Annotated in this window: 24 protein-coding genes and 3 pseudogenes; 18 read left to right on the top strand and 9 right to left on the bottom strand. The window is 66.7% G+C overall.

Features of this window, described 5'->3' with window-relative positions; all coding sequences use genetic code 11:
• The first annotated feature begins 17 nt into the window (after positions 1-17).
• The 9 genes from OHA61_RS37285 (at position 18) to OHA61_RS37245 (ending at position 5,077) form a co-directional block, all read left to right on the top strand.
• A complete protein-coding gene (locus OHA61_RS37285) occupies positions 18-260 on the top strand; it encodes a DUF2933 domain-containing protein (RefSeq protein WP_406306793.1) in 243 nt (80 codons plus the stop codon).
• A gap of 140 nt (positions 261-400) precedes the next feature.
• Positions 401-736, top strand: a complete 336-nt coding sequence (locus OHA61_RS37280) for a hypothetical protein (protein WP_406306791.1) — start codon at positions 401-403, stop codon at positions 734-736.
• A 16-nt stretch (positions 737-752) separates the two neighbouring features.
• Entirely contained in the window at positions 753-1,529 is a 777-nt protein-coding gene (locus OHA61_RS37275; protein WP_406306788.1) for a PspA/IM30 family protein, read from the top strand.
• Complete coding sequence (locus OHA61_RS37270) at positions 1,526-1,804, top strand: hypothetical protein (protein WP_406306786.1); 279 nt, start codon at positions 1,526-1,528, stop codon at positions 1,802-1,804. The genes OHA61_RS37275 and OHA61_RS37270 overlap by 4 nt, the downstream gene beginning before the upstream one ends.
• 5 nt (positions 1,805-1,809) lie before the next feature.
• Positions 1,810-2,733 (top strand): zinc metalloprotease HtpX, encoded by a 924-nt coding sequence (htpX, locus tag OHA61_RS37265; RefSeq protein ID WP_406306784.1) that lies wholly within the window; start codon positions 1,810-1,812, stop codon positions 2,731-2,733.
• Positions 2,734-2,753: 20 nt separating this feature from the next.
• Entirely contained in the window at positions 2,754-3,365 is a 612-nt protein-coding gene (locus tag OHA61_RS37260; protein WP_406306782.1) for a hypothetical protein, read from the top strand.
• A 4-nt stretch (positions 3,366-3,369) separates the two neighbouring features.
• Positions 3,370-3,798 carry a hypothetical protein gene (locus OHA61_RS37255; protein WP_406306780.1) on the top strand — a complete coding sequence of 143 codons (429 nt, stop codon included), beginning with the start codon at positions 3,370-3,372 and terminating at the stop codon, positions 3,796-3,798.
• A 48-nt stretch (positions 3,799-3,846) separates the two neighbouring features.
• Positions 3,847-4,104, top strand: a complete 258-nt coding sequence (locus OHA61_RS37250) for a dsRBD fold-containing protein (RefSeq protein WP_406306778.1) — start codon at positions 3,847-3,849, stop codon at positions 4,102-4,104.
• A 328-nt stretch (positions 4,105-4,432) separates the two neighbouring features.
• Complete coding sequence (locus tag OHA61_RS37245) at positions 4,433-5,077, top strand: CBS domain-containing protein (protein ID WP_406306776.1); 645 nt, start codon at positions 4,433-4,435, stop codon at positions 5,075-5,077.
• A 157-nt stretch (positions 5,078-5,234) separates the two neighbouring features.
• On the opposite strand, the gene OHA61_RS37240 is transcribed toward OHA61_RS37245, so the two are convergent.
• Complete coding sequence (locus tag OHA61_RS37240) at positions 5,235-5,546, bottom strand: universal stress protein (protein WP_406306774.1); 312 nt, start codon at positions 5,544-5,546, stop codon at positions 5,235-5,237.
• A 313-nt stretch (positions 5,547-5,859) separates the two neighbouring features.
• Positions 5,860-6,270, bottom strand: a pseudogene (locus OHA61_RS37235) (hypothetical protein); the annotation flags it as partial.
• 255 nt (positions 6,271-6,525) lie between these two features.
• Here OHA61_RS37235 and OHA61_RS37230 point away from each other — a divergent pair.
• The 5 genes from OHA61_RS37230 to OHA61_RS37210 all read left to right on the top strand — a co-directional run bounded on the left by OHA61_RS37230 (position 6,526) and on the right by OHA61_RS37210 (position 9,888).
• Positions 6,526-6,720 (top strand): hypothetical protein, encoded by a 195-nt coding sequence (locus OHA61_RS37230; RefSeq protein WP_406306772.1) that lies wholly within the window; start codon positions 6,526-6,528, stop codon positions 6,718-6,720.
• 160 nt (positions 6,721-6,880) lie between these two features.
• Positions 6,881-7,003, top strand: a complete 123-nt coding sequence (locus tag OHA61_RS37225; protein ID WP_406306770.1) for a hypothetical protein — start codon at positions 6,881-6,883, stop codon at positions 7,001-7,003.
• A gap of 466 nt (positions 7,004-7,469) precedes the next feature.
• Positions 7,470-8,267, top strand: a complete 798-nt coding sequence (locus OHA61_RS37220; RefSeq protein ID WP_406306768.1) for an HPF/RaiA family ribosome-associated protein — start codon at positions 7,470-7,472, stop codon at positions 8,265-8,267.
• 210 nt (positions 8,268-8,477) lie between these two features.
• Positions 8,478-8,834, top strand: coding sequence for a universal stress protein (locus tag OHA61_RS37215; RefSeq protein WP_406306766.1), 357 nt, complete (start codon positions 8,478-8,480; stop codon positions 8,832-8,834).
• A 571-nt stretch (positions 8,835-9,405) separates the two neighbouring features.
• On the top strand, positions 9,406-9,888 hold the full coding sequence (locus OHA61_RS37210; RefSeq protein ID WP_406306764.1) for a DUF5994 family protein: 483 nt from the start codon (positions 9,406-9,408) through the stop codon (positions 9,886-9,888).
• A gap of 6 nt (positions 9,889-9,894) precedes the next feature.
• Here OHA61_RS37210 and OHA61_RS37205 read toward each other — a convergent pair.
• Positions 9,895-10,092: pseudogene (locus OHA61_RS37205) on the bottom strand (ATP-binding protein); the annotation flags it as partial.
• Positions 10,093-11,552: 1,460 nt separating this feature from the next.
• Here OHA61_RS37205 and OHA61_RS37200 point away from each other — a divergent pair.
• Together OHA61_RS37200 and OHA61_RS37195 are read left to right on the top strand one after the other, a co-directional pair.
• A complete protein-coding gene (locus tag OHA61_RS37200) occupies positions 11,553-12,557 on the top strand; it encodes an NADP-dependent oxidoreductase (protein ID WP_406306762.1) in 1,005 nt (334 codons plus the stop codon).
• Positions 12,558-12,949: 392 nt separating this feature from the next.
• Complete coding sequence (locus tag OHA61_RS37195) at positions 12,950-13,309, top strand: hypothetical protein (protein WP_406263812.1); 360 nt, start codon at positions 12,950-12,952, stop codon at positions 13,307-13,309.
• A 368-nt stretch (positions 13,310-13,677) separates the two neighbouring features.
• On the opposite strand, the gene OHA61_RS37190 is transcribed toward OHA61_RS37195, so the two are convergent.
• The 4 genes from OHA61_RS37190 to OHA61_RS37175 form a co-directional block, all read right to left on the bottom strand.
• Complete coding sequence (locus OHA61_RS37190; RefSeq protein ID WP_020868774.1) at positions 13,678-13,881, bottom strand: cold-shock protein; 204 nt, start codon at positions 13,879-13,881, stop codon at positions 13,678-13,680.
• Between the two features lie 397 nt (positions 13,882-14,278).
• On the bottom strand, positions 14,279-14,617 hold the full coding sequence (locus OHA61_RS37185) for a MerR family transcriptional regulator (RefSeq protein ID WP_327323454.1): 339 nt from the start codon (positions 14,615-14,617) through the stop codon (positions 14,279-14,281).
• A 1,158-nt stretch (positions 14,618-15,775) separates the two neighbouring features.
• Positions 15,776-15,985, bottom strand: a complete 210-nt coding sequence (locus tag OHA61_RS37180; RefSeq protein ID WP_406263815.1) for a hypothetical protein — start codon at positions 15,983-15,985, stop codon at positions 15,776-15,778.
• A 1,315-nt stretch (positions 15,986-17,300) separates the two neighbouring features.
• A complete protein-coding gene (locus OHA61_RS37175; RefSeq protein ID WP_406306759.1) occupies positions 17,301-21,635 on the bottom strand; it encodes an AAA family ATPase in 4,335 nt (1,444 codons plus the stop codon).
• A 663-nt stretch (positions 21,636-22,298) separates the two neighbouring features.
• On the opposite strand from OHA61_RS37175, the gene OHA61_RS37170 reads away from it, so the two are divergent.
• Together OHA61_RS37170 and OHA61_RS37165 are read left to right on the top strand one after the other, a co-directional pair.
• Positions 22,299-22,550 carry a hypothetical protein gene (locus tag OHA61_RS37170; protein ID WP_406306757.1) on the top strand — a complete coding sequence of 84 codons (252 nt, stop codon included), beginning with the start codon at positions 22,299-22,301 and terminating at the stop codon, positions 22,548-22,550.
• Positions 22,551-23,538: 988 nt separating this feature from the next.
• Positions 23,539-24,347 (top strand): IS5 family transposase gene (locus OHA61_RS37165; protein ID WP_406304764.1). Its coding sequence is split into 2 segments (ribosomal slippage): positions 23,539-23,878 and positions 23,878-24,347, totalling 810 coding nucleotides; the frame shifts between segments, so codons are not numbered across the junction.
• A 5-nt stretch (positions 24,348-24,352) separates the two neighbouring features.
• Here OHA61_RS37165 and OHA61_RS37160 read toward each other — a convergent pair.
• Together OHA61_RS37160 and OHA61_RS37155 are read right to left on the bottom strand one after the other, a co-directional pair.
• Complete coding sequence (locus OHA61_RS37160; RefSeq protein ID WP_406307603.1) at positions 24,353-24,814, bottom strand: hypothetical protein; 462 nt, start codon at positions 24,812-24,814, stop codon at positions 24,353-24,355.
• A 45-nt stretch (positions 24,815-24,859) separates the two neighbouring features.
• Positions 24,860-25,088, bottom strand: a pseudogene (locus OHA61_RS37155) (acetoacetate--CoA ligase); the annotation flags it as partial.
• Positions 25,089-25,304: the final 216 nt, after the last annotated feature.

Genomic DNA, 25,304 nt, shown 5'->3' with positions numbered 1-25,304 from the left:
AAGAAGGAGGACCGGCCATGAGGAACAACCGGAATTACGGCCCGTACGCGATTGCGGCCGCCATCGCCCTCGTCGGCGCACTGGCTCTCGGCGTGCCCCTGGGCACCCTCGCCTTCCTTCTCATCGTGCTCGCCTGCCCGCTGATGATGTTCTTCATGATGCGCGGCATGCACGGCAGCGATGACATGCAAGGGCGCGGGCATGACCACGACGACGCACCCAAGGACCGCAACCCACACGACCACAAGCCCTTCCGCTGAGACAGACGCCGACGGCAGGGACGTGCGCATGCATGCGCTGGTGGCGATCCTTCTCGGTGCTGACACCGGACGTCCTCCGGGCCGCGCGGCGGTACTTCACAGCACCCGGACTCTGCCTGTCGGCGCGGAGGTGACCGGACATGGAAGTACTGGCCTGGACCCTGATCGCCCTGGGAGCCCTGACCACCGCCGCCTGCGCCGTCCATCTCACCCGGATCCACCGGCGCAACGCATCAGGACTGGCCCGCTCGATCCACCGCACCGCCCCCGCCCTTCTCGCGGCGGGTCTGCTTCCTGCTCCCGCGCTCATCACCGGCGACCTGCCCGCCGCAGCCTGGGGCCTGTGGGGCGCCGTCACCATTGCTGCTGCCCTGGTCTACTCCGCCGCCGACACCTTGAGCGACGTCCCCGGCCCGCAGGCGGCCTCCCGAGCCCGACCGTCCACGGGTCTGGCGCAACACGATCAAGCCGACTGAAAGGAAGGCGGTCGCCATGACCAGCATCACTCACCGCATCACCGCCCTGTTCCGGATCAAGGCGAACAGGGCACTGGACAGGGCTGAGGACCCGCGCGAGGTCCTGGACTACTCCTACGAGCAGCAACTCCAGATGCTGCAGAAGGTGCGGCGCGGCCTGGCCGATGTGGCGACCAGCCGCAAGCGCGTCGAGCTGCAGGTGACCCAGTTGCAGCAGTCCACGGGGAAGCTGCAGGGCCAAGCCGAGCAGGCGCTCGCCGCGGGGCGGGAGGACCTGGCCCGTGAGGCGCTCACCCGCCGCACGGCCGTGGCCTCCCAAATCACCGACATGCAAACCCAGCAGGCATCACTGAAGGATCAGGAGGAGAAGCTCACCCTCGCCGCGCAGCGCCTGCAGGCGAAAGTGGATGCGTTCCGCACCCGCAAGGAGACCATCAAGGCCACCTACACCGCGGCCGAGGCGCAGACCAGTATCACCGAGGCCGTCACCGGCATCGGTGAGGAGATGGGCGATGTCGGCCTGGCTATGCAGCGTGCCCAGGACAAGACCGAGCAGATGCAGGCACGCGCGGGTGCGCTGGACGAGTTGATCGCCTCCGGCGCCCTGGAGGACGCCACCCTTCCGGCCGGGCGTGACGACATCCAGGCCGAACTCGAGGCCGTCACCGTGGGCCAGGACGTGGAGATCGAGCTGGCCCGGATGAAGGCCCAGCTCCCGGCCTCTGCCACCCCGCCGGCGGTGGAGGGCGCAGAACTCCCGAAGGACCCGCCGGACCGGAAGGAGACGTCATGATCATGCGGATTCTCGGCGAGGGCCAGTACGAGATCACCGACGAGCACCTGACCCGGCTCAACGAGCTGGACTCCGACGTGCAGTCGGCCGCGGACGCGGGGGACGAGGCGGCGTTCACCGCCGCCCTGTCGGCCCTGTTGGACGCGGTGCGCAGCCTCGGCACGCCGCTGCCGGACAAGAGGATCACGCCGTCCGATCTGGTGCTGCCCGACGGGGACACCAGCCTCACGCAGGTGCGGGAACTGCTCTCCGACGAGGGTCTGATCCCGGGGTGATGGCGATGCGCAGCCGTTTCGAGCCCGACCGGCAGCTGACCGCCCGCATGGTGGTAACGATGTTCCTGCTCGGGCTGGTGTACGTGGCGTTCGTCGCCGCGCTGATCGTGCTGCTCAAGTCCGTCGTCCTGGTGGTCGTCATCGCCGCCGGGCTGCTGGTTGCGCAGTTCTGGTTCTCCGACCGGATCGCTCTTTACGCCATGCACGGCCGACTCGTCACAGCCGAGGAACAGCCACGGCTGCACGGGGTCGTCGACCGGCTGTGCGCCACCGCGGACATGCCCAAACCCCGGGTGGCCATCTCGGACATGGACCTGCCCAACGCATTCGCCACCGGCCGCAACGCCGACCACGCCGTCGTCTGCGTCACCACCGGACTGCTGCGCCGCCTGGAGACCGAGGAACTCGAGGGCGTCCTCGCCCACGAGCTCTCCCACGTCGCACACCGCGACGTCGCCGTGATCACCATCGCCTCATTCCTTGGCGTGATCGCCGGTCTCATCGTCCGCTTCGCCTTCTACTCCCAGCTGTTCGGCGGACGCAACCGCGACCAGAACACTGCCGCCCTGCTCGCGATCGTCATGGCGGTCTCCGCCCTCGTCTACGCCATCAGCTTCCTGCTCATCAGGGCGCTGTCCCGCTACCGCGAACTGGCCGCCGACCGCGCCGCGGCCATGCTCACTGGGAAACCCTCCGTCCTGGCCTCGGCGCTGACCAAAGTCAGCGGCGACATCGCCCGCATCCCCACCCAGGATCTGCGCACCGCCCAGGCGTTCAACGCGTTCTTCTTCACCCCGGCCCTCGGGCCCGGCACGGCGCTGGCCAGCCTGTTCTCCACCCACCCCAGCCTGGAACGCCGGCTGGAGGCCCTCGCGGAGATCTCCGCGCAGCTGGGCGAGGCAGGCGGGAAACCGCGCGACGAGGCATGACGAGAAGGAGCTGAGGACCCGTGGGATTCCTGGACGTCCTGCTCGGCCGGACCAAGCCGGTCAAGCCTGACCTGGACCAGCTCTTCGGCCTGCCATCGGCAGCGATCACCCTCCAGGCCGCGATCGGCTTCACCCCGACCGGCCAGGGCGCGGTGTGCTTCGCCGCCATCGAAGGCGGGGCATTCACCCAAGTCCAGCAGGAGGTACGAGCCCTCCTGGACGCGGACTCCGAACGGGCCAGCGTACCGGTGGAGTTCAGCCGCGACGCGTACGGATACTCGTGGCTGCTCTCCCGCCGCGACCCCGGCGACCTGCCCACCCTGGTCAACGACCTGCACGCGGTGAACACCGCCCTGCAGGACAGCGGCTTCGGCCCGCAGCTCCTGTGCTCCCTGGCCACCTTCCACGACACCGAGCCGCGCCCCCTCTCGCTGGTCTACCTCTACAAGCGCGGCACCTTCTACCCGTTCGCGCCGCTGCCCGGCCAGAAACGCGACAACCCGCTAGAACTCCAGGTCAACGCCACGGTCAAGGACGACCTGCGCATGGAAGAGGACCTGAGCCGCTGGTTCCCGCTCTGGGGCGCCCCCGGCCTGCCGGGGGCGGCGAACCCGCCTGACCTGGGGAAGTGAACCCGTGACGAGGGCCGATGCCCGCCACGAAGACGGGCCACACACCGACACCGACCGTACGGTGCTGGCGGCGGCCGGGATCGAAAAGGCGTACCGGCGCGGCCTGTGGCCGGCCAGGCGTCGGATGCCAGTGCTGCGCGGCGTCGATCTGACGCTCGCCCGTCAGCGAAGCACATCCGTCGTCAATGTGATCTTGGTTGGTGAATCATGGCCGGGTGATCTGGTACCCCCGTACGCCTGGCGGCTGGGGGCTGAGGCCTTCAGCCTGGTACGGGCCCACGAGTTCGACGCCAAGGCCGTACGCGGGTTGTGCGACGTGGGTCCCCCATTCGGCCTCGCACTGACCCGCCGCGTACTGGACGTCGTCGCCCACGGGCTGCAGGTCACCCGGATCCGCCTCCTCGACCGCAACGCCCCCACGGCAGCGGAGTGATGCAGGTCCCACATTGAATCCCCTGCGGTATCCGAACGGAAAGACGTCATGACACGCATAGCCGAGTGGAAGATCCGCCTCTATCCGTTCGAGGAGGACGGGACGACGAAGGCCGGCGTCGTGCCGACACGGGAACGACCGTGCTCACCGGCCAAGCAGGTCGCGCACTGCGATTCCGCGGGCCAAGACATGCCGGATTTCGGCGACGAACTGGCCGCGAGCCGCGCCGTCCACGATCTGGGGCGTCAGATGATGCCCACGGCCCAAAGCGACATCAGCCTTGGAACTGTTGAGGTCGCATGCTGAGGTGCCCATTCGCGGCTGAAGCCCGCAGCTCAATGACGCTGAGTGAGCAGTCAAGGGGCGACCTGATCATCCCCTCGACAAACGCAAGGGCAAGGCGCCCAGCGTCGCCGGCATCCACCGCGCACTCGGCCGCACCCTTTGGCTGTGGGACCTCCGGCCCTCCCCGCCAGGCCGAACGTCACTGGTCGCCGGCGCGGCGCAGTGTTGTCATGGGTAGGGAAGACGGCGTGGGCGAGCATGGCAGGCCGCGGAGGCCGGCGCGCCGCGTCGTCCGCCCGGGCGGTCCGACCGCGGCTGCCCCGTCGCAATGCGGAGGAGGGCCGATGCCATGCTGCACCGCCGCACGGTCGGCGACGTGATGACCGAGGAGGTCGTCACCCTTCGCCCCAACACACCGATCCAGGAGGTCGCCGCCCTGCTGGACGCGAACGACATCGTCGCGGCCCCGGTCGTCGACGAGGTCGGCGCCCCCGTCGGCGTCGTGTCCGCGTCCGACATGCTGCGGCACGAGGCCGGCATGCCCGATCCGCAGGGGCAGCACGGGAACGACGAGCGCGCCTGGGGCAAGGCCCGGGCCCGGACCGCGGGCGCGCTCATGAGCAGCCCCGTCTTCACCGCCCGCGCCGACTGGACGATCCCCCGGGCCGCGCGGGAACTCCGCAGGCTGCACGTCAAGCAACTGCCGGTGGTCGGCGACGACGGGCTCCTCACCGGCATCGTCAGCCGCAGCGACCTGCTCGACGCCTTCATCCGCTCAGACGTCGAGATCCGCAGCGAGGTCGAGCAGGACGTCCTGGGACGCATCCTCGGCCTCGACGAAGGCACCGTCGCGGTCGAGGTCCACGACGGGGTCGTCACCCTGCGGGGCCACGTTCCGGAACCGCGTCTCGTCCCAGTAGTCGTGGGCCTCTGCCAGGGCGTCGACGGCGTCGTCGCCGTGGACGCCCACCTCGCCGCCACCCGACAGGGCTAGCTACCCCTGTCTTCAAACTCCCGCCCCTCCGGGCCTGCCCGACCCTCGGGAGACTGGTGGCCTCGCATGGTCGCGCTTCCTTGCAGGTTGCCCGTCTCATCCGTGGGTGCCAGCTCCCCGCGACGCAGATTTCCGGCCGCACCGACGGCGGTTCGTATCAGTGGTGCGGTACGACCGCGACGGGGGCCACGGAGTGGTGCAGAACCCCGTGAGTGACGGCGCCGATGTGGGTGTCGATCCGCGCGCGGCGGTTCTGGCGTCCCACCACGACCAGCCGGGCGTCGCGGGAGGCCTCGGCCAGATCTTGCGCCGCCCGTCCCTGGCTGCTCTGACGGAAGACGGGTACGGCGGGGTACTTCTCCGTCCAGGGCGCGAGCGCGTCATCAAGCGCCTGCTGCCGCTCCTGCCCGATGTCGGCCAGCAACGTCGGCAGGAGGCCCGCCATGTCGGGCCCGTGCACAGCAGGCATTTGCCGGCTGTGTGCACGTGCAGGCGGCAGCCGTATCGTTCGGCTGCGGTGAAGGAGAACTAGATCGTCTCGTCGCTCGGCGAGTACACGTCCAGTCCCAGGAGAGGACATCACCGGCCGGCCGAGGTTCCCGGGCACCGGGGCGTTGTGAGCACGTACGAGGATGGCCGGACGCCGCATCCGGGCGAGCACCGCCAGGGATTCGGACCCGGCGAGGAAACTGGCCAGTCCACTCAGGCCGGGCGAGCCCAGCACAAGCAGCTCTGATTCGTCTCCGGCGGCGCACAGAGCGTCGGCCGAGTCACCCGGGACCGCCGGCGCCGATCGCCGCGAGCGTGACCAGGATGGCCGCGTACAGGACGTTGTAGTCCACCAGAGGATTCGTCGACATGCTGAGGCTGCCGTCCGACAGGTGCCTGGCCAGCGGCCACTCGGCAGCCCACATGAGCGCCATCATCACGGTGCCCGCTGCTGCGGCGACGCGCAGGGCGATGCCGCTCGCCAAGGCGACACCGATGCCGAGCAGACCCAGCATGAAGGTCCAGTCCGCCCAGGCGGCACCGGCCCAGGAGTGGAGCGTCTCCTCCATCGGTCCGGCGGCGACATGGCTCAGGAAGCCCTTGGTGGGTGACCCGCCGTCGATCCATCCCTTGCCCGCGGGCGTCGCGTATCCCCAGCCGAACGTCTTGTCACCGAAGGCCCACAGGAAGGTGAACGGAGTCATGCGCGGGCGGCGCGGGCCATGGGGGCGAACGGACCACTCCGCGCCGCCAACAGTCCTTCGGGATCCGGCTGTTCATATCCGTTCCCGGGAACAGCGGCAGGGGGCAAAGCCGGTGCAGTTCGCCCTTGCCGCCGACGAGGGCTGGATGGCGCGCACAGGGGCCAACAGGCCCCTGGGAGCACCCCGGAGCCTTCGGAACAGTGAAGGCGGCACTGGGCACGGAGCCCCGTGGACGACAGACAAAGGAGGTGTGCCATGGCGGGGTTGCTTTCCATCGGCGCCATCACTTCGATCGGTTTCGGCGCCATCCTCACCTTCGCCGTGGACTGGCAATGGCGCAGCGCCGACCGGCCGCTCGTCGGACTGATCATGATGGCCGTCGGGGCCATCGCGCTCGTTGCCGCCACGAGCGCGGACCGCCAGGGCAGCGGGACGGGCAAATCGCCCTGAGCATGCTCGACGTGGGTGCGGACCACCCACGGCGGACATCGCCGAACGCTCCTCACGAGCCACGTACCCGGGTCCACGCCTCGCCGCGCCACGGGATCCGGCGTCTCTTGCGCAGACGGTGGCGTCCGGCCGCAAGGCCGAAACCAAAGCGCACGCTCGCATGGCAAGCGCGCTGCTGACCGCTCCCGCCGTCACCGTGCGGGTGGACGCCACGATTTCCGAACCGCCTGATGACGCCATCGGCCGGGCGATCGTCAAGGACGTGATCGAGGACAGTCTTTGAATCGCCCCCCAGGCGATCGATGTGTCCGTCGCGCACGGTGTCATCACTCCGTCCGGCGAGACGGCGGAGGGAGAAGGCGGTCGCCTTTCGGATGACCGAGTGGGTCGACGGCGTGGCGGCCAGTCATCTACGGACTGACCGCGCCGTCGACGACCGCGACGTTCGCGCGGCAAACCGGCTGCAGTGGAGCGTGGGCGGCAGGGCTACAGGCAGTGGCCGGCACATGGTCAATGATCGCCCGGCCACCTTGCGACCTGGGGTTCCGTCGCCCGCGAGAGCGGTGGAGACCCACACCAAGGGGCGTGCATGTGTCCCGCGTTGTGGACCGAAGGTCCCTCCTGAGTGGCCGAACAGCCCGCGAAACCCAGGTGGCCAGGTACAGGTGGGCCCGGAGCTGGGGCCGGACGGCACTGACCTCGGACGGCGGGCGGAAGCAAGGCTGGGGACGACCAAGAAGGAGTCTTCCATGAACCGTCTCAAGTCCAGTCCGATCGTCGATGTCCTGGTGAACAGCCGTGGGCCAGTACCCGAGGGCGCATCCGACTACGCCCAGGAGAAGGTGCTTGCGGCGATCGCGCACGTGAGTTCGCCGGTCCTGGCCGTTCGGGCGCAGCTCACCCAGGCGGCCAATCCGTCGGCCAGCCGTCCGGCCACAGCGCAGGCGGTGGTGGACGTGAACGGGCACCCGGTGCGCGCTCACGTTGCCGCGGACACGATGTTCGAGGCGGTCGACCTCCTGCAAGACCGGCTGACCGCACGACTGGCCCGTACCCGGCGGCACATCGGCCCGGAGCACCGCGGCGGCCCGGCCACCGAGGGGACGTCGCGGGAGAGCCGCCGTCACGGGCACTACCCCGACCGGCAGCAGCCGCCGACCGAGGAACGTCGCATCGTGCGGCACAAGTCGTTCAGTCTGGGCTGGCAGACGCCCGAGGACGCCGTCATCGACCTGGAGTCCATGAGCTACGACTTCTGGTTGTTCACCGACATGACGTCGGGACGTGACAGCGTCGTCTACCGCGACGGCCGTACCGGTCGGCATCGCGTGGCTTCGGTCGGCGCGGGCAGCCCGGCACACGAAGCCGGACCCCTTTTGAGTGTGAGTTCGGCTCCGGTGCCCGAGTGCAGCGTCGACGAGGCCGTCCAGCGTATGCGTCTCACCGGACTTCCGTTCGTCTTCTTCGCCGACTCCGCCACCGGCCGGGGACGCGTGCTTTACCACAGGTACGACGGCCACTACGGGTTGATCACTCCCACCCGGTAGAACCCCCGCGAAACAGCAGCCACACCGCAGCGTCGCCCTCCGCAGCCGTGCTCCCACCGCCTTCGGCGTGAGGCGGCCGACTGCCCCACCGCGCGATTCACAGCCGCCTCGGACACGGCCGTCCCGGCCACGGAAGGGCGGGTGGGCGCCCCCATACCCACGCCTGGCCGTCGTTCCGGGCCCCAACCTCACAACTCCTCGGAGGAGACCATGACACGTCCCGTCATCACCGCGGTGGACGGCTCGGCCGAATCGCGCGCCGCCGCCCAATGGGCGGCGCGCGAGGCCCGGATGCGCGCGCTGCCGCTGCACATCCTGGAGGTCTCACAGCCCACAGCGCGGCGCCGTCCCGCTGCCCCACAGGGGGCGCAGTCATCACGCCGGGCGGGGCGACCTCACGAAGCAGCGGGAGCGCCTCCCGTACGAATGGACCGACCGGCTGCGGGAGCAACACGCCGACCTGGTCATCAGCGTGGCGGCTGTGTCAGTTTTCCGTGGGAGTCGTTTCACGGTGACTTCGGGAGTCGTTGTGGCGAGATGGCTGTGATCAATGTCAGCGAGTCTTGATGTCACTCGCGGAGTCGAGGCTTCCCAACACGGTGGGCATTCTGGCTCTCTGCCGGCCTCACGGGCCGGTTTCCATGGAGACCGTGCTGCTCTTCGCCGCCCGGGCCCCTGTGGACTGGCCGACCCGAGTAGGGGATAGCGCAACAGGCCGGTCAGGGCCGGGGTGTGCCCTGTCGGCCCTCATGGGGAGAGGGCCGAGGGCGTATCCATGACATAGACCCCAGCGGTGCTCCGCAGGAGCTCGGGACGCTCTCAGAAGCACCCGACCCGTTGGACGCCTCGGACACGGCCCCGGGGCGGCAGAGCCTTCTTTGGGGAGACAGGCGTCTGTGTGTCCCTGGTCAGGCGCTCACAGGCCCTGATCAGGGACATTCCAGCGCCCGTGGTTCCCTGATCGGTGCAGGGTGGTCGCGTGCCTGTTTGTGCCGAACAAGCCAGGCAGTGGCGAGTCCCGTGGGCAGTAGGGTGCAGTTACCGAGGGCATTGCGTGCGCCGGTGGCCGTGCTGGCGCCGTTCTCGGTGAACGACAATGCCAGGCCGGTGAGACCGCGCCTGGAGGCAGGTTCACGCCATGGAACCGACTGCCGATCATTCCGCGACCACCGCGATGCGCCCCTCCTCACCACCGCAGGTCCGGCTTTCGCTGGCGCCGTACGAAGCCGTCCCGGGCGGACTCGACGGTGCCTGGTGGCCGCACTCCCACAGTCTCATCGACGAACTACCCCTTTTGGTGGAAGCGATGGAGGGGGCAGGCAGCTTTACCAGGGTCACTCTGGGGATCGAGCTGTGGCCCGAAGTCCCGCACCAAGTCGCCGTGGGCAAGAACCTCGTGACCGCGGGATGGTTCGTGTCCGGTCACGAGCAGAACGAGATCTTGCTCTGCTCCTATCGCGAGGGGTCTCGCACCTTGCTCGTCATTCCTCCCGCAACGGAGGCCGGCACTGCCGCCTGGCTGATGAACACCCCCGCTCCGGTCGATGGCAGCAACACCGCCACCGAACTGCTGGCGATCGCGAAGACACGGTTCACAGCGCCGGAGGTTCGCGCAGGCTGAGCCCGTTCAGCCGGCCTCGGCTCGTTCCGTCTGGGCCTTGGTATGGGCGAGGCGGTAGGACTCGGTGCCGGTCTGGATGATGGCGCCGTTGAAGGTCAGCCGGTCGACGATGGCCGCGCAAAGCCTGGGGTCGGTGAACGTCTTGGTTCACCCGGAAAACGACTCGTTGGAAGCGATCGCGACGCTGTTCTTCTCCTCCCGCTGCACACGGTCCCGTCCCGCCAAGACGCCAAAACCAGGCTGACCGCGCTGGGCATCTCGCTGGGCACGGAAACTGGACAGCGGGTTCGGGTCCGGTGAGTCGAGGTGGACCTCCTCCAATGCCCATTCCTCCGCGCGTTCGACGGCTTCCGGGTCTGTGACCACCTCGACCTCGGCGCAGACACGGACGATCTCCTCCGCAGACTCCGCCCACACCCACCACCACAGGCCCCCATTTCAGCCGTCGCCGACACATGTGGGACGCGCGGGTGGTGCCCGAAGCTGCGAGTCGGCACGCGCGAGCCGGTCAGGCGCAGCTATCGATCTCCCGCGCCTGGACGTGGGGCCGCTGGGGCTCGACCGTGACCGTGTACGCGCAGCAACGCAGGACCGCGGTGCCCCAAACAAGCCCGCCTGCGTACCGCGTACATAGGCGACGATCGCCACGGTGTCACGATTGTTCTCTTGGGATGCTTGCGAGTCCCGGAGTGCCCTGACGATCTCTCCGTATGTCTGTTTGCCGTCTCCCGCCGCTCCGCCAGGAGTCGCTGGCCGTGCTCAATCGACGCATTCGCCTATTGAATGGCCCTTTCCCGGCTCTGTCGACGAGTGCTCAAACGGGACTGCCCGAACTCGCCCCGTACAACCGTTGGATGAGGGACGGACCAGCAGGTTCGCGCTCGTGCCCGTCTCGGATTCTGCGAACCTGCGCGCTTCAACCCGGCCTGGCTCCGGCGCGGCGCGGGCGGGGGCGCGGGCGCGCCAGCTGGCGGACCGGCGTCCCGCGCACTACATAACTGGGGTACGCACGGGTCCTCTTCGGCATCCACGCGGCCATCGCCGTGAAGTACGTACACGCCGCCACCAGACAGACCCTGCCTCGCATCCGCTGAACCGGGCCCGGCAGGGCTGCGGCTCGTCAACGGCGAGTACCTGGGCCGCTCGGGGGAGGACCGCGTCCGGCGGGGCAGAACGCCACTTTCTTGCGGCGAGGGCGGAGACGGCGAACATCGCGCCGGTCACCATCCCGGCCTGTGCACCGAAGAGTTCACGGGCGCGCAGCGGCAGGGCGACGTAGACCTGGAACACCAGGACGTAACTGCCTGACATCGTGGCGGCGTCCAGCTGACCCCCCGAGCAGTTCGCCCGCCTGTCGGACGTCAGCGAGGCGCCGCTCGGAGTTCCCCATGAGGCGATCGCCGGATCTCTGGGCGGCATCCAGGGAGGCGATTCCAGCCGCGTCATCGCCCCCACCGCGCTGGTGGCCTGACGCCCGATCGGCTGGGTGCCGGTAGCGGCGCTTTTCTGGAGCCCCTCGCCGATGCCGCGTCGGTGATTGCCGCCCGCCGCATCGGCGAGGGGCTCCAGGAGACCGCAGCAGACGCCACAAAGTGGCTCGTACTGGGAGAAGCCCAGGATGAACAGAGATCCCGTCCCCTCGCGGACGAGAAACGGAGATGACGATGAAGACCTTCATGATCGAGCGGTACGGCGACAAGGCCGGCGTGCGCGCCGGCGAGATGCCCGACCCGCAGGTGGGCGCCGACGACATCATGGTCCGGATCCACGCGGCGAGCATCAACCCGCTCGACCTCAAGCTTCGCGACGGGGACTTCAAGGCGATCCTGCCGTACCGTCTCCCGCTCATCCTGGGCAACGACCTCGCCGGGGTGGTGGTCCAGGTGGGATCGGGCGTCACACGGTTCGCGGTGGGCGATGAGGTCTACACGCGGCCCGACAAGGACCGCATCGGCACGTTCGCCGAACTCATCGCCGTCCACCAGGACGACCTGGCGACCAAACCGGCCACGCTCACCATGGCGCAGGCCGCTTCCCTTCCCCTGGTCGCCCTGACCTCGTGGCAGGCGCTGGTCGAGCGGGCACAGGTGCAGCCAGGCCAGAAGGTCCTCATCCACGCGGGCTCCGGCGGCGTCGGCACCATCGCCATCCAGCTGGCCAAGCAGCTGGGCGCGCACGTGGCCACCACCACGAGCACGGCCAACGTCGACCTGGTGAAGGAGCTCGGCGCGGACGTCGTCGTCAACTACAAGCAGCAGGCGTTCGAGACGGTCCTTCACGGCTACGACGTCGTCCTGGACACCCTAGGCGGCGAGACGCTCAACAAGTCACTGCAGGTACTCAAGCCCGGCGGAAAAGTCATCAGCATCGCAGGCCCTCCCGACCCGGCCTTCGCCCGCGAGCTGGGGGCAAACGCGATCCTCCGACTGGCGATGAGCGCCCTGAGCTTCAAGACCCGGCGCCGCGCCAAGCGCCGCAACGTGACGTACTCGTTCCTGTTCATGAAGGCCAGCGGCGACCAGCTGCGCAAACTCACGCCGCTCATCGACGCCGGCAAGATCCGTCCCGTCGTCGACCGTGTTTTCCCGTTCGATCAGACCCGGGAGGCCATGCAGTACGTCGAGAAGGGCCGCGCGAAGGCCGGCAAGGTCGTCGTCACGATGACGTGAGGGCAGGCCCTCGCCGGACGACTGGTGAAGACCTCCTCGGGCAACGAGAAGAACCCGCACCCCCACTTAGGACCCGTCATGAGTGCACCCCGGAGTTCCCCCACCCCCACCCCGTCGTCGTACAAGAGCGCGCCGGTCCGTTCCGTGTCCGTGCACGGCGGGGACTTCGTCTAGCGGTAGCTCGGTCCCAAGGACGGCGTACCGTTGATCCTCCTCAACCACCTGGCCGCGGTCCTGGACAACTGGGATCCCCGCGTCATCGACGGACTCGCCGCCCGAGGCCGAGTGACGCAGTGGTCCACGGCGCCCTCGTCTGCGCAGTTCGATCTTGCATTTTCCATGAGCAGCACTGCTTAAGCTGACCGGACGGCCGGTGATTAGAATCGCCTCTCATGTCGAAGCCTGACGAACTGCTCGTTGACGTCGCCGCCCTGGTGGAGTCCGGGCACAGCAATCAGATGTCTCTGACCGTGGTCGCCGGTGGTGCTGTCATCACGGGTCGACTGGCTCCCGAAGCCGTCTGGAGGCAGCGGGTGTCGGAGGTCCTGGCGGACTCGGCGCGCCTGAGCGATTTCTCCGCCGTCTTCACCGCCACTACGTGCAAGGAGGGGCCGCCCACGCATCTGCATTTCCATGTGGCGCGGATTCTGCAGGGCACGGTGGGTATCCCGGAGACGGGCGGGATGTACCGCGTGGCGATCGAGGACGTCAGTGCCTGGACCATGGGCGACTTCAGCTACTCCGACCACTGACCCCCGCCGCGTCGAGAAGCCGCCGGTATGCGGTGAGGGCTCGACCGGCGCATGCCGATCGGGCCCTCACATCAAGGAATTCCCGCAGCGGAAGAGCAGCGCGGGGAATCACAAGAACGGGCCGAATAGAATTCGAAAGCGAATCTGGACTGCAGTGAATCCAGTGCGGGGCGCATGCGATGAAATGGGTGACGTCATGTGGACGTAAAATCCCGGACGTCGACGGGTGCAGCTTAGTAGAGGCGCGCATCCCTGGGAAAGGGGCTGCGGGCGGTGTTGTCCCACGGGTGACACCACTGAGGGAAATGCCCGCAGCTGGGGCCCGCACCCCGAGGGATGCGGGCCCCAGTACAAAGTGCGCGTCATCGTCAGGCGGGAACGATGTTCTCGGCCGTCGGGCCCTTCTGGCCGGGCGCGATGTCGAAGGTGACCTTCTGGCCTTCAAGCAGCTCACGGAAGCCCTGGGCGGCGATGTTCGAGAAGTGGGCGAACACGTCAGGGCCGCCACCGTCCTGCTCGATGAAGCCGAAACCCTTGGCTGCGTTGAACCACTTCACGGTGCCTGACGCCATGTCATATCTCCTTTGGGGCAGTACGCCGGGACCCGCGATGCACGGATACCGGGTCGCCGCGATGATGCCCCGTCCGGAAAATGACCGGCAATACGCAAACGCTTCCAGTGGCTGAAAATACCGGCGAAGGCGCTTGAAGTTTGGGACCACAACTGCAACTGAGATCGACAGTAGCATGCGGTAGCGGCCCGTGTACGATAAATAATTCCACTCTGTTAGTTGCGGTAAAAACACTCCCCGCGTGGCGCGTTAAACCCTCACCTCGCGGTCATAGATATTGATCCACCCGGCACGGAAGCCCGACGAGTCCGCACACCCTGTCACCACAGGAAAGCGACCCATGCGCCACACCCTCACCTGTGCGGGACCCGCCGGTACCTCGCGGGCGCGCGCCACCTCAGACCGCGGGCGGTGAATTCACCGACTCGGCGGCACGGCGGTATTCGGCATTGATGCGCTGGGCTTCTTCGAGCTGGTCTTCGAGGATGACGATGCGGCAGGCAGCCTCGATGGGGGTGCCCTGGTCGACGAGCTCACGCGCGCGGGCCGCGATGCGCAGCTGGTAGCGGGAGTAGCGGCGGTGTCCGCCTGCGGAGCGGAGCGGGGTGATCAGGCGGGCTTCGCCGAGGGCGCGGAGGAAACCCTGGGTGGTGCCGAGCATCTCGGCTGCCCGGCCCATGGTGTAGGCGGGGTAGTCGTCGTCATCGAGACGGCTGAACGAGTCGTCTGCTGTCATTGCACCTCTCTGTGGAACGCGTGGAGGGGCCCTGGTGCCATATGGCACCAGGGCCCCGAAGGAACTGCTACACCATCTGCCGGCCCTGGTACTGCGCCGGCCTTCTGTTTCCGCACGCCCACCCGGGAGAGGGCGGGGAATGCGGGGATCGCGGTTGCCTGACCGGAGACCACCTCACTATCGATGTCCTGCGGTACCCGGGCCCAAGACTTCCGCCCGGGCGATCCTGATGGCGCTCAACTCCTCCGTTCTTCCCTCTGGATGAGCTACTTACCAAACGGGAACTGCGGAACTGCGGAACTGCGTACTGCTGGTACTGCGAACTGCTCGTGGCCTCGAACAGCGCCACTCTTCGGCAGCCAGCCCCGTCGCCCGTCCTTCATCTGCTCTGGCTTAGAACCCCACTGCCGAACTTCCCGGTGCGCGCGTCCGCAGCCGACGCCTTCACCGAGGTGCTGATCACTGACTTCACTGCTGGGTACTGCGAACTGCACTTACGGGTATTGCCACTGCGGTACTGCTCACGGCGCCCCCTGATCACTGCGGGCCACCCGGTCCGGTTGCCAGTCCCGTCGCCGTTCTGCAACAACCCTGGCTTCGAAACTCCACCACCGCACCGTCCTGCGAACTGCGTGTACTGCTGCCCGGCAGTTCGTCTCTGCCGGGCCTTGCTTGATCTCGGCTACGAGAGAAACCATAACCACACCACCGCTCAATGTCTACTCCGGCCGACACAGATTTTTGTCCGCTGGTCAGAGAGATAGTCGTCCTCGACCACAGAAGGGACACGTGGCGGACCCACTCCGGCCGGGGCACTCGCTCCGAGCAGCGCCGTTACGCCGGCCTCGACTCCGCGAGCACCACAGCCTCTCCGTCTGACTGCATGGGAGATCGGTTAGGCACGCTCCACAGCTGGGGCTTCGTGCGGTTAACGCGCCGCAGGCCGGGGCGCAAGCACCAGGCAGACAGGACCAGGCATTGACGATCCAGAGACCAGGTTGAGCTGATGGACACGATGAGCGTCAACGGCGCAACCGTCCGCTACCGACATCCGTCGCCGGCGCACGCCAGAGCGCCCGGGATTTGGGCTGTCCCAGCTGTACCAGGAGTGGAACGTCTCGCCCGGCAGACGTCCGTCGGCCCAGATGCGCCCGCAGATTATGAGGCGGTCAGCACCGCGTCGTAGGTCGCTTCCCAGCCGTAACGCCGCATGCGCCGGTGCCGGCGCTGGGCGTCGACGACCTCCGGAAGTTGAGCGAGATCGACGGCGGGCTGGTCGATGTCGGGCGGGCCGATCCAGGTGTTGTGCCGGACAGACGTAAGTGGGGTGCGGCAGGAGCCGGACCACCCGGCCGCGGTGACGGGCATCGCAGAGGTGGCAGCCGACCTGCGTCGCGTGGCGGAACATCGCCCAGTCCGGTGGCGGGTCGCGCAGTTCCTCAAGGCTCCGGCGAGGCGTGAACGCCGCGGCCGGTCAGCGCGGCGAGTCGTTCGGGGATGGGAACCCGGCGGGCGGCACCAGGCGATTCCGAACGGGTGACTGCGATCCAGAGGGCGTGGGTGTCCAGCCCGTGGAGAGTGGCCAGGCGGCTGACGTAGGAGCGGCGATTTTCGTGCCGGGCGGGTGGAACTGCGCGTCAGCAACGGCCAGCCGGACCGTTTTAAGTTCGGGCTGTTTTCGTTCGGGCTGCTTCAGGCCCAGCCCCTCGTCTGCTCCCGCTTGCGTACCGATGCCGGAGGCGAGCAGCCCCGCGAAGGTGATCTTGCTCGACGGCATCTCAAGACGCCCACACAGCACCCGCCGGAACACCCCCAGAACGGGCACACGAGACGGGGTCGCGGGTCCACTACCAACGCCCCGTGTCCCCTGTACGTCCCCTCGATCTTGAGTTCGCACCCGACAGGGGCAGTCCCGCCAGCCAGCAACGACCTTGATCACCCACGTCACCGCAGGTCAGAGAAGTCCTCTACTCCGCGAGCAACAGGAGCTGCACTACGCTCCAAAGCCGTGAGCAGCGGATTCTCTCCGTTGAGCCCGAGTTCGCGCCCCAACGCCCCAAGAGGGACGTTCCTGCAGGTCAGGGCACTACTGGAGTGGGGCGGGTGGGACTCGAACCCACGGCCGACGGATTATGAGTCCTTTGATGATCGTGACGGCCTTTGTTCGTCTGACGCAGTCTGTGAAGTTTTCGCAGGTCAGCGTGGGTGCATTTTGACACTCTCTGTCAGTCCTACTCGGTCCGTGCAGATCCTTGTGTCCCCTCCCCGTCCCCTGGACGTTCCTAGGGGACGCGTGCCCTGCCACGGCAGGCGGTCCGCTCCAGCTCGCATGGCGGGATACGAACCCTGGCGCAGCGGAGATCCTTACCGCCCCTTGGACCCAGGGCCGCAATCTCGTCCGCCGCGTCGCCTGGCTGCAGGCCGCCGAGAGCCGGGGCGGGTCGCCCCTCCCGTGCGGCTTCTCATGCCCAACAGCCTTCGCTCGCACGTGCACGCGCGACGCCGCCTGATTCCCGACCGCCGCTTCGCGCACTACCTGGCGGCCTCCGACGCGGCCACGGCCGTCCACGTGAGACCGATCCGGGCGTAGCCCGTGTGATCGCAGGCCTCGCGCGAGCGAGTCCTGGACCTCGACACGAACTCGGACGCCGCAGCATCGGCCTTCCGCACGGGACGGGCCTGGCTACTGCTGCCGCATGGACTCCTGCGAGTGGGTCCCGACTGGGGGACAAACCTCACGGAAGGGTTCGTTCGGTACGTAGTCTTCCCACTCATCTTCGTTGAGTGAGCGGCCTGCTGCGAGGCAGAGACTCGACGACAAGCTTCTGGGGCTCACGTCCACGTCCCACAGCCGCACCGTCTCGTCGCCACTGGCGGTGGCAAGGACCTTGCCGTCCGGGCTGAACGCCAGACCTGTAACCACATCGGTGTGGCCCCATAGTGAGGGAAAGATCCGCCGGTGGCTCTTCGCGTCATGTAGTCGCACAGTCCGGCCGCTGACGACAGCGATCACCTGGCCATCAGGGCTGAGCGCCAAACTCGTTACGAAATAGTCTCGGGGCTCAAACGGGGGGCCGATCCGCCGGTGGCTATCCACGTCATACAGCCGCGCCGATTCGCCGCACCAGGCAGCAATAGTCTTTCCATCGAGGCTGAACGTCATGGAGCCGACGCAGCCGTGTCCAGTCAATGGGGGCAGCATCTGCCGACGGCTCTTCACATCCCATAGCCGAACAATCCCGTCGCCACTAGAGGAGGCCAGAACCTTCGCGTCCGGACTCAGGCGCAACGCCAGGCCCATGCGTCCGAACAATTTGCGCTTGCTGCGTTCCACGGTCCAATGAGAGCCAACCTGGCGCTGCGTTTTCACGTCCCATAGTCCCACTGCATTTCCGTAGGCCACGGCGAGCGTTCTGCCATCCGAAGTGAAACTCAGGCTCCGGAGGTCCTGTAGGCTCAATGGGGAGCCGATCTCGCGACGCGCCTTCACATCCCATAAGCGCACAAGAGATGAGGTTCCATCGCCGTCCTCTACGGTGGCCAGCACCTCCCCGTCGGGACTGAACCTCAGCGCGTCGAGCGCGCCAGCAGCGCCGCTCAGCGGGGGGCCGATCTGCTGAAGGCTCTTGACATCCCATAGCCGCACAGTCCTGTCGTCGCCTCCGGTGGCCAGCCTTCTTCCGTCCGGGCTGAACGACACCTTCACACCCGAATCCCACCACACACCCAATTTGCCGCTGTAGTTGAAGTGGCCGGTTAGTGGGGCACCGATCTGGCGATTCCTATGCACATCGAATACGCGGACAGTTGCGCCGCTGGCGGTTGCCAACAGCCTGCTGTCCGGGCTGAATGCCACAGCGTCGATGGACTGAGAGTGGCCTGTCAGCGGAAGGCCGATCGGCTCGCGGGTTTCCAAGTTCCAAAGTCGCACAGCTCCGTCATGGCCTGCCGTGGCGAGCACCTTGCCGTCAGGGCTCAGTACCAAGCGGGCAATGCGAGGGGACGCACGCGAATCACTGTCAGCATTCACCTCCAATCTGTAGCGGATTTCGTGGTGACTGTTGACGTCCCACAGCTGCACGACGTTCTTTTGAGCTGTAGCAATTGCCTTGCCGTCCTGAGTGAACGCGAGGCTGCTGACGTCGTCGGAGAATCTAAACGGCGCGCTGCTGTCGGGAACGATCAGCGGGGAACCTTGCTTTCGATGACTCTTCACACTCCACAACTGCACGGTGTTCCTATAGCTTACTGCGACCGTTTCACCGTCCGGGCTGAACGCTAGATCTCCGACTGACTCATAGTGATTCTTCTGATTCCTCGGAAAGGTTAGTGGCGCACCCTGTTTCCGGCAGTTCTTCGTATCCCAAAGCTGCACGGTGCTACCGTGTGCGGTGGCAACCACTTTGCCGTCCGGGCTGAAAATTGCGTTCGTTGTAACTTCCGGGAGGTTTGCTGGGCGACCTTTTGGACGACGGCTTCTCGCGTCCCACAATCGCAGGGTATGGCCGCTGATCGTGACTAAGAGTTTGCGATCGGGGCTGAAGGCACCCTTAGCCGACCAGAGTTCACCGGTCAGTTGATGGCGACTGATCTGGTGTTGGTCCTCGATATCCCACTGGCGCAGTTTCCCATCCTCGCCGAAGGTGGCGAGAGTCTTGCTGTCCTGATGAAATTGTAGGTCGCTTACCTTCGCACCATGGCCGGAGAGGATCGCCCGGTGGGGCAGTTCAAGGCCGGTCAGCATGCTTTGGCGTGCTTCTGTGGTTGGGGCTATGCGCCATGCCGTAACTGCGAGGAGCCTGGACAGTGCCGGGTCACTTTCGCCCATAGCCTGGCTTTGCGCGGCTAATTGGCGGGACATCGCAAGGCTGCGCTGGTGTTTTGCGTGGGAGGCCTCACTGATGGCGGTGACAGCAGAGACGGTGGAAGCGATGAGCAGGAGGACAAGTCCTATCACGGCTGAGCGCCTTCGAAGGGTGCTCTGGGCCGAGGCTCGGCTGCTGGCGCTGAGGAACTCGCGCGGAGTGCCGGTCAGTGCCGGGTAGCGGTCCGTGGCGGCCTGCCATCGGTCCGCAGCCTGCCGGAAGGCGGCCAGTTCGGTGCCCCGGTAGAGGAAGGATGAGTCCTGCTGGTGGGTATCCCACTCGGCAGCGTCACCGATCAGCCGACTGCAGAGAGCCTGGTCGGCCTCATCGCCTGCGAGCCATCTACGCAATCGGGGCCACGCATGCAGCAGAGCATCATGAGCGATCTCGGCCGTGCCGTTGTTGAAGACGATCAAGCGTTTGGCCTCGAAGGCGTCGAGCACGGCGTTGATGTCGGCGATTTGATCCAGAGGGCGGCCTGCATGCAAGAGTCTGCGGGTCGTCCGTCGACGAGCGATCCCAGCATCGCGCGTGATGACGGTCATGAACTGGAAAACTTCGCGAGTGATTGCCTGCTGGCGCTCTGTCAGCCCGTCGAAGGCCGCATCGGCACTTCGCTGAACAGCTTTGGTGACTCCTCCGCTCATGCCATAGCCCCGGTGGGTTAGTCGGTTGTCTTCACGGTTCTCCCACGTCACAAGCATGGCTTGAGACAGCAGCGGCAAGGCTCCCGTCTCATACCTGGTGACAGGTGCAGTAGAGCGCAACTCCTGGAGAACGGCCTCGGCCAGGCCGCTTTCGATGTCAAGGCCGGCCGCTGCGGCCGGGCCGACGATTGCACGGCGCAGTTCGGGCTCGGTCATTGGCCGGACGACGAATTGCCCCTCCTGCAAAACAGCGGCCAACTGCGGATAGGAGGCGCAACGGTCCCAGAAGTCCCCGCGCACCCCAAGCACCACGAGAGCCGGTGGTTCGTCGCACGCCCCGCTGGGCGTCTGCGCGGCCGTGCGGAGCGCGGTTATGAACGCCTCGCGTTCTGCCTCGGCGGCGGGATCATCTTCCGGTCCACTAGGCGTAAAGATCTCCTCGAACTGGTCGACGATGAGGACTAGCCGCTCATGACCTGCACGACGCATCAATCCTGCGGACCTGTCGCGAGCCGCATGGCTGAGCAACACCTGCCGCGCGATGAGGTGCACCCGCTGTGGGTGCTCAGCAAGCTCACGACGCACCCCTGCCGCCTCCAGCCCGCCGAGTGCAGCTAGGTGCGTGGACAGCTCATCCAGCGGTGCCCGAGTTGGAGTCATGAAGAGCCGAGGCCATGCTGATGACCCATCCACCAGGGAACCGCGCGCCAACGCGGGTAACAGGCCAGCCCGCAAGAGGGAGGACTTCCCAGCCCCAGAGGGACCTGTCACCACGACCATGCCACTGCCCGTCAGACTCTCAGCCAACTGCCCGACTAGCTCCGCGGTCAGTTGCTCCCTCCCGTAGAAGATCCTCTCGTGATCTTCACCAAAAGACCATAGCCCGCGATACGGGCATGCATCGGACCATTGGGAGGGTCGTCTCCCAGGAGAAGCGTCATCCCGGACACGCTGGGATGGTCGGGTGCGCTCCTCGATGACGGCCAGTTCCTCACGCAGCATGCGCAGCTGCGTGGACTGCTGGCGCAACCGGTCGCGATCCACCCGGTGTTCGGCGTCCTGGCGAAACAGCGTCTCCTGGATCTGAATAGCGGCGTCCCGCACATCGACGAGCAGGAATGCAAACTCATCGAAGTCAGCGATGAGAGAGGTAAAGGCCTCTACGATCCAACTCTGCGCATCCCGGTCGCCAACCTGGAGTACGCCATCAACTGCGGCCCCACCTGCGTCGATCGCACGCAACACCGCAGCGATCTCGGATCGCAGGCTCTGCGCCGGCGCCCCACCTGCTCCCAGCACGCCTTGGATCCGCGCAGCCAACTCCCGCTCGAAGTCGTCCTGCGGCATTGAACCGTCATCACCACGCAAGCCGTCGACCACGTGCTTGATGACATCAGTCAGAACATTGCCCCCGACCGAGCCCAAAACGCCGATACCCGCCACCACAACTGCGCCGCTCAGCCCCGCCCCCGCCGCCACAACAGGACCCAATGCGGCAGCACACAACAGCGCCACCAGCGCCGACGGGGATGCCAGGCGTATTCGCCCCCCCGCACGACGCGCTACATGGGCTACTCCCGCCCGCATCCGCCGGACTTGCCCGGCCTGGTCCCCCCGGCTCATGGCCCCACTATCCGCCATGAAGGACCGCTGCGATTGATGAACGTAAGTATTTGGGCGTGTCCGCTGAGTTACCCATGACCCACCGGACAGCCCCGGGCGAGGTCCGAAGCGCGGAGATCGCGCTCCCACAAGGACGCCTCCCGCACGGTCAAGGTCCCGCGGCGGACGGCTCTGCGGAGTCTTGATTGTCTGCACGCAGGACGTGAAGTTCGGCACCATGAGTGGCGTACGACAGCGCGGACAGGTGCGGTCATGGGGAGGTGGCCCCAGCCGGTGGGCCAGGGCCGCCGACCATGGTCAGTTCGCCTTGGAGTCCGGGTGGCGGGCGCGTGCCATCCGTTCGTCTCGGGACGTGCAGGCGATTGTGAGAGTCCCTCGGGCTTGGCGCCGCTGTTGATGGCGTGGTGAAGGACGTCGGCCAGCTCGCCGCTCCTGCCCCGATCTCCTTGTTTTCGCAGGTCAGAAGGCTGCACGCTGCAGTCCCGCTGTGGGCTTCCCGGCGTACACCGCCCCCTGGAAGTCCCCTCCGACACTTTCCAGGGCGAAGTGGCTGTGCTCTTCGCCCACGGGACCCGCGGCGGCGACACTTGGGCCATCGGCGCGCAGATCCGGCCTGACGGCGACCTCCTCGGGGAGATAACGGCAGTCGGTCGCGGCCAGGAGCACGCATCGGACGCTGCGCTGACGTGGATACGGAGTCACTGTGCCAGCAACGGCTTCGAGATTCTGCGAGTCGAGAACTTCAACGACCAGTACCCCGAAGCCCAGCGGCCGTACTTCGCGCTGGTTCGCTCCTGATCACCAGATAGGTCCCGGCATCGACCGTCCACTGTGCCGTCACTCGATCTTGGCCCGGGTATGCAGTGAGTGCCGCCACGGCTTCCGTGGCGGCCCTTGCTGGGTCTTGCCCGGCCTGCAACCCCAAGACGACGATGCGGGGCCCGCCTAAAGACCGAAAAGGGCAGCCGACCCGACAACGCCAGGGTCCCACGGGACGGGGCCGCGGAACCGCTGCCGATACCCCGCGTCCCCTGTACGTCCCCTCAACCTTGCATTCAATCCCGACAGCGGCTGCCGCGTAAGCCAACCAAGCCTTGATCGCTTACATCACCGCAGGTCAGAGTAGTTGGCCCGTCCCCGCCCGGCGCGGGCTGCACAAGGGCCCAATGAAGTGAGCAGCGGATTCTCTCCGTTGAGCCCTACTTCGCGCGCCAAAGCTCCAGCAAAGACGTTTCCGCAGGTCAGGGAACTCCTGTGGTGGGGCGGGTGGGACTCGAACCCACGGCCGACGGATTATGAGTCCTTTGGTGATCGTGACGGCCTTTGTTGGTCTTGCTCAGTCTGTGGAGTTCTTGCAGGTCAAAGTTAGTGTGCGCTGGCATCCCTTGCCGGTGCTATCCGATCCGTGCAGATCCTTACGTCCCCTCACCGTCCCCTGGAGGTCCCCAGGGGACGTGTGCCCAGGCACAGTTGACCAGTCACTCCACTTCGGGACATGGACTACAAATCTCTGCGCAGCGGAGAGCCTTACCGATGTCCATAAGGCTCTGCCCCTTCGCCCGGGGCGGAGCCTCATGGCGGGCCAGCGGACTCACAGAACTCTTTGCCCTAGCACTCCGCGGACAGGGCCCCGAGGTCGAAATCGAGCACCTCCACGTCCACCTGCCCCGCATGATGACTGATCCGTCATCCCAAGGGATCTCGTGCCTGGCTCTAACTGATCGTTTCAGAATGAACTGCTGCGTGGATCTTGGAAGTTGGGTGTTGTGCCGACATGATCTGTTGGGTGTCCGCTGATCTTGTGCCTGATGACCTGTGGGAACGTGTGGCCCCGTTGTTGCCTGCTCGTCCGCCCAGGCGGCACCGGTATCCCGGGCGGTTGCCCGCAGATGACCGGGCTGCCCTGCGTGGCATCGTCTACGTGTTGTGCAAGAGCGTGAGCTGGCGGGACGTTCCGGCGGAACAGGTCGGCTGCAGCGGTGTGACGGCCTGGCGGCGTCTGCGGGACTGGACCGAAGCCGGCGTCTGGCCGCAACTGCATGAGGTGCTGCTGGCGGAGCTGCGGGCCGCGGGTCTGCTGGACATGGACGACGCTGCGATCGACGGCTCGCACGTCCGGGCGCTCAAAGGGGGGCTCACACCGGACCTTCGCCGGTCGACCGGGCTCGGCCCGGCAGCAAGCACCACTTGATAGTCGACCGGCATGGCACCCCGCTGGTCGTCTCGCTGACCAGCGGGAATCGTCACGATGTCACTCAGCTGATGCCCCTGCTGGACGCGATGCCCCGCATCCGCGGGGTTCGAGGTCGGCCACGTCACCGACCAGGCCAGCTGTTCGCAGACCGCGGCTACGACTACGACAAGTACCGTCGTCTTGTCCGGGCCCGCGGCATCACACCGAAGTTCGCCCGGAAAGGCACCGCGCACGGCTCCGGACTGGGGAAGACCCGCTGGGTTGTCGAGCGGACCTTCGCCTGGCTCCACCAGTTCAAGCGACTCCGGATCCGCTACGAGATACGCGCCGACCTCCACCTCGGACTGCTCCAACTCGCCTGCAGCATCATCTGCTTGAGACGACTCCGAACCTCATTCTGAAACGATCAGTAAGGAGCTGCCACCCAGGTATAGATGGCTCCAGCGAGTGACACAAGCGCACCAATACTCACCGAAGATTTCGACACCGACCAGGGCCAGGCCACCCTGCGCACTGCGTAGAGGGGTTGTTCGCGTTCTACCAGGCGTAGTGATTCGAGCGCGAGAGTAGTCGCCAGGCGCTCTTCGATCTTCCTGATGACATCGTCAGCCAAGGTGGCGGAGGCACGAAGCCGCTCGCTCTCCGCATACGCCCCAACGAGGCTCGCGCCACTCAACAAGCTGATCAGTCCGGCAACACCATGCATGTCGGCGGTGAGAGCCGCGGCATAAGCCGTAGCCATGATCGCGATGCAGATCAACAGTGCATTGAGTACCTGGTACGCCCGTCCGCGGCGGTTCTCAGACCACCGCCATGCGTGGTCAAGAGCAAGGGCCAAGGCTTCCTGATCGCTCCCCCGCGACGTCATGAGAGCAACATGGCAGGCGCTGTTGGCGTCGTCCAGAGGGCCTATGTCGTACGCGGCCAGCGCGACGCCAAGGTGGGGTGCGGACGACTCCCCCGCCCAGATCGGAGTGGTCGGGACGCCGCCCGCGAAGCCGGAGACGACGTCTGTGCCGCCGCTGACGGAGGGGAGCTGGACGCTCTTGCCGACGTGGTCGCGGACCCAGGGGTAGGCGGAGGCCGCAGCGCAGAGCAGTGCAGCCGATACTGCGAATCGACGACAGGTCGTGGACCGACGGGTGCTCACGCCAGGCGTCGCCACCTATTCGGGCTAATTGAGCCCGGAACGCTGTCGCGGTGTTCGAATGCATGATATTCCCGGAACTCCCCTTGTATGTCTGCCCGTTCGGTGATTGGCGGCGCGTCGTGGGCTTGTTGGGTGGAGCCTGTCCGTGGACTCGCCCAGGGGTGGGGCAGCAGGGGAAGCGTTCGGCTCGGGCTTCGGGACGAGAGGA

Source organism: Streptomyces sp. NBC_00885, from assembly GCF_045207475.1.
In the GTDB taxonomy this organism is placed as follows: Bacteria; Actinomycetota; Actinomycetes; order Streptomycetales; family Streptomycetaceae; genus Streptomyces.
This window is presented reverse-complemented; position numbering and strand designations above follow the sequence as displayed.

Coding starts and splice junctions, on each gene's coding strand:
- OHA61_RS37285 (WP_406306793.1), top strand. CDS start 18: ATGAGGAACAACCGGAATTACGGCCCGTACGCGATTGCGGCCGCCATC.
- OHA61_RS37220 (WP_406306768.1), top strand. CDS start 7,470: ATGAACCGTCTCAAGTCCAGTCCGATCGTCGATGTCCTGGTGAACAGC.
- OHA61_RS37210 (WP_406306764.1), top strand. CDS start 9,406: ATGGAACCGACTGCCGATCATTCCGCGACCACCGCGATGCGCCCCTCC.
- OHA61_RS37180 (WP_406263815.1), bottom strand. CDS start 15,985: ATGCCCGTCACCGCGGCCGGGTGGTCCGGCTCCTGCCGCACCCCACTT.
- OHA61_RS37225 (WP_406306770.1), top strand. CDS start 6,881: ATGGCAAGCGCGCTGCTGACCGCTCCCGCCGTCACCGTGCGGGTGGAC.
- OHA61_RS37240 (WP_406306774.1), bottom strand. CDS start 5,546: ATGCCTGCTGTGCACGGGCCCGACATGGCGGGCCTCCTGCCGACGTTG.
- OHA61_RS37275 (WP_406306788.1), top strand. CDS start 753: ATGACCAGCATCACTCACCGCATCACCGCCCTGTTCCGGATCAAGGCG.
- OHA61_RS37250 (WP_406306778.1), top strand. CDS start 3,847: ATGACACGCATAGCCGAGTGGAAGATCCGCCTCTATCCGTTCGAGGAG.
- OHA61_RS37280 (WP_406306791.1), top strand. CDS start 401: ATGGAAGTACTGGCCTGGACCCTGATCGCCCTGGGAGCCCTGACCACC.
- OHA61_RS37200 (WP_406306762.1), top strand. CDS start 11,553: ATGAAGACCTTCATGATCGAGCGGTACGGCGACAAGGCCGGCGTGCGC.
- OHA61_RS37185 (WP_327323454.1), bottom strand. CDS start 14,617: ATGACAGCAGACGACTCGTTCAGCCGTCTCGATGACGACGACTACCCC.
- OHA61_RS37195 (WP_406263812.1), top strand. CDS start 12,950: ATGTCGAAGCCTGACGAACTGCTCGTTGACGTCGCCGCCCTGGTGGAG.
- OHA61_RS37245 (WP_406306776.1), top strand. CDS start 4,433: ATGCTGCACCGCCGCACGGTCGGCGACGTGATGACCGAGGAGGTCGTC.
- OHA61_RS37160 (WP_406307603.1), bottom strand. CDS start 24,814: ATGACGTCGCGGGGGAGCGATCAGGAAGCCTTGGCCCTTGCTCTTGAC.
- OHA61_RS37215 (WP_406306766.1), top strand. CDS start 8,478: ATGACACGTCCCGTCATCACCGCGGTGGACGGCTCGGCCGAATCGCGC.
- OHA61_RS37190 (WP_020868774.1), bottom strand. CDS start 13,881: ATGGCGTCAGGCACCGTGAAGTGGTTCAACGCAGCCAAGGGTTTCGGC.
- OHA61_RS37270 (WP_406306786.1), top strand. CDS start 1,526: ATGATCATGCGGATTCTCGGCGAGGGCCAGTACGAGATCACCGACGAG.
- OHA61_RS37230 (WP_406306772.1), top strand. CDS start 6,526: ATGGCGGGGTTGCTTTCCATCGGCGCCATCACTTCGATCGGTTTCGGC.
- htpX (WP_406306784.1), top strand. CDS start 1,810: ATGCGCAGCCGTTTCGAGCCCGACCGGCAGCTGACCGCCCGCATGGTG.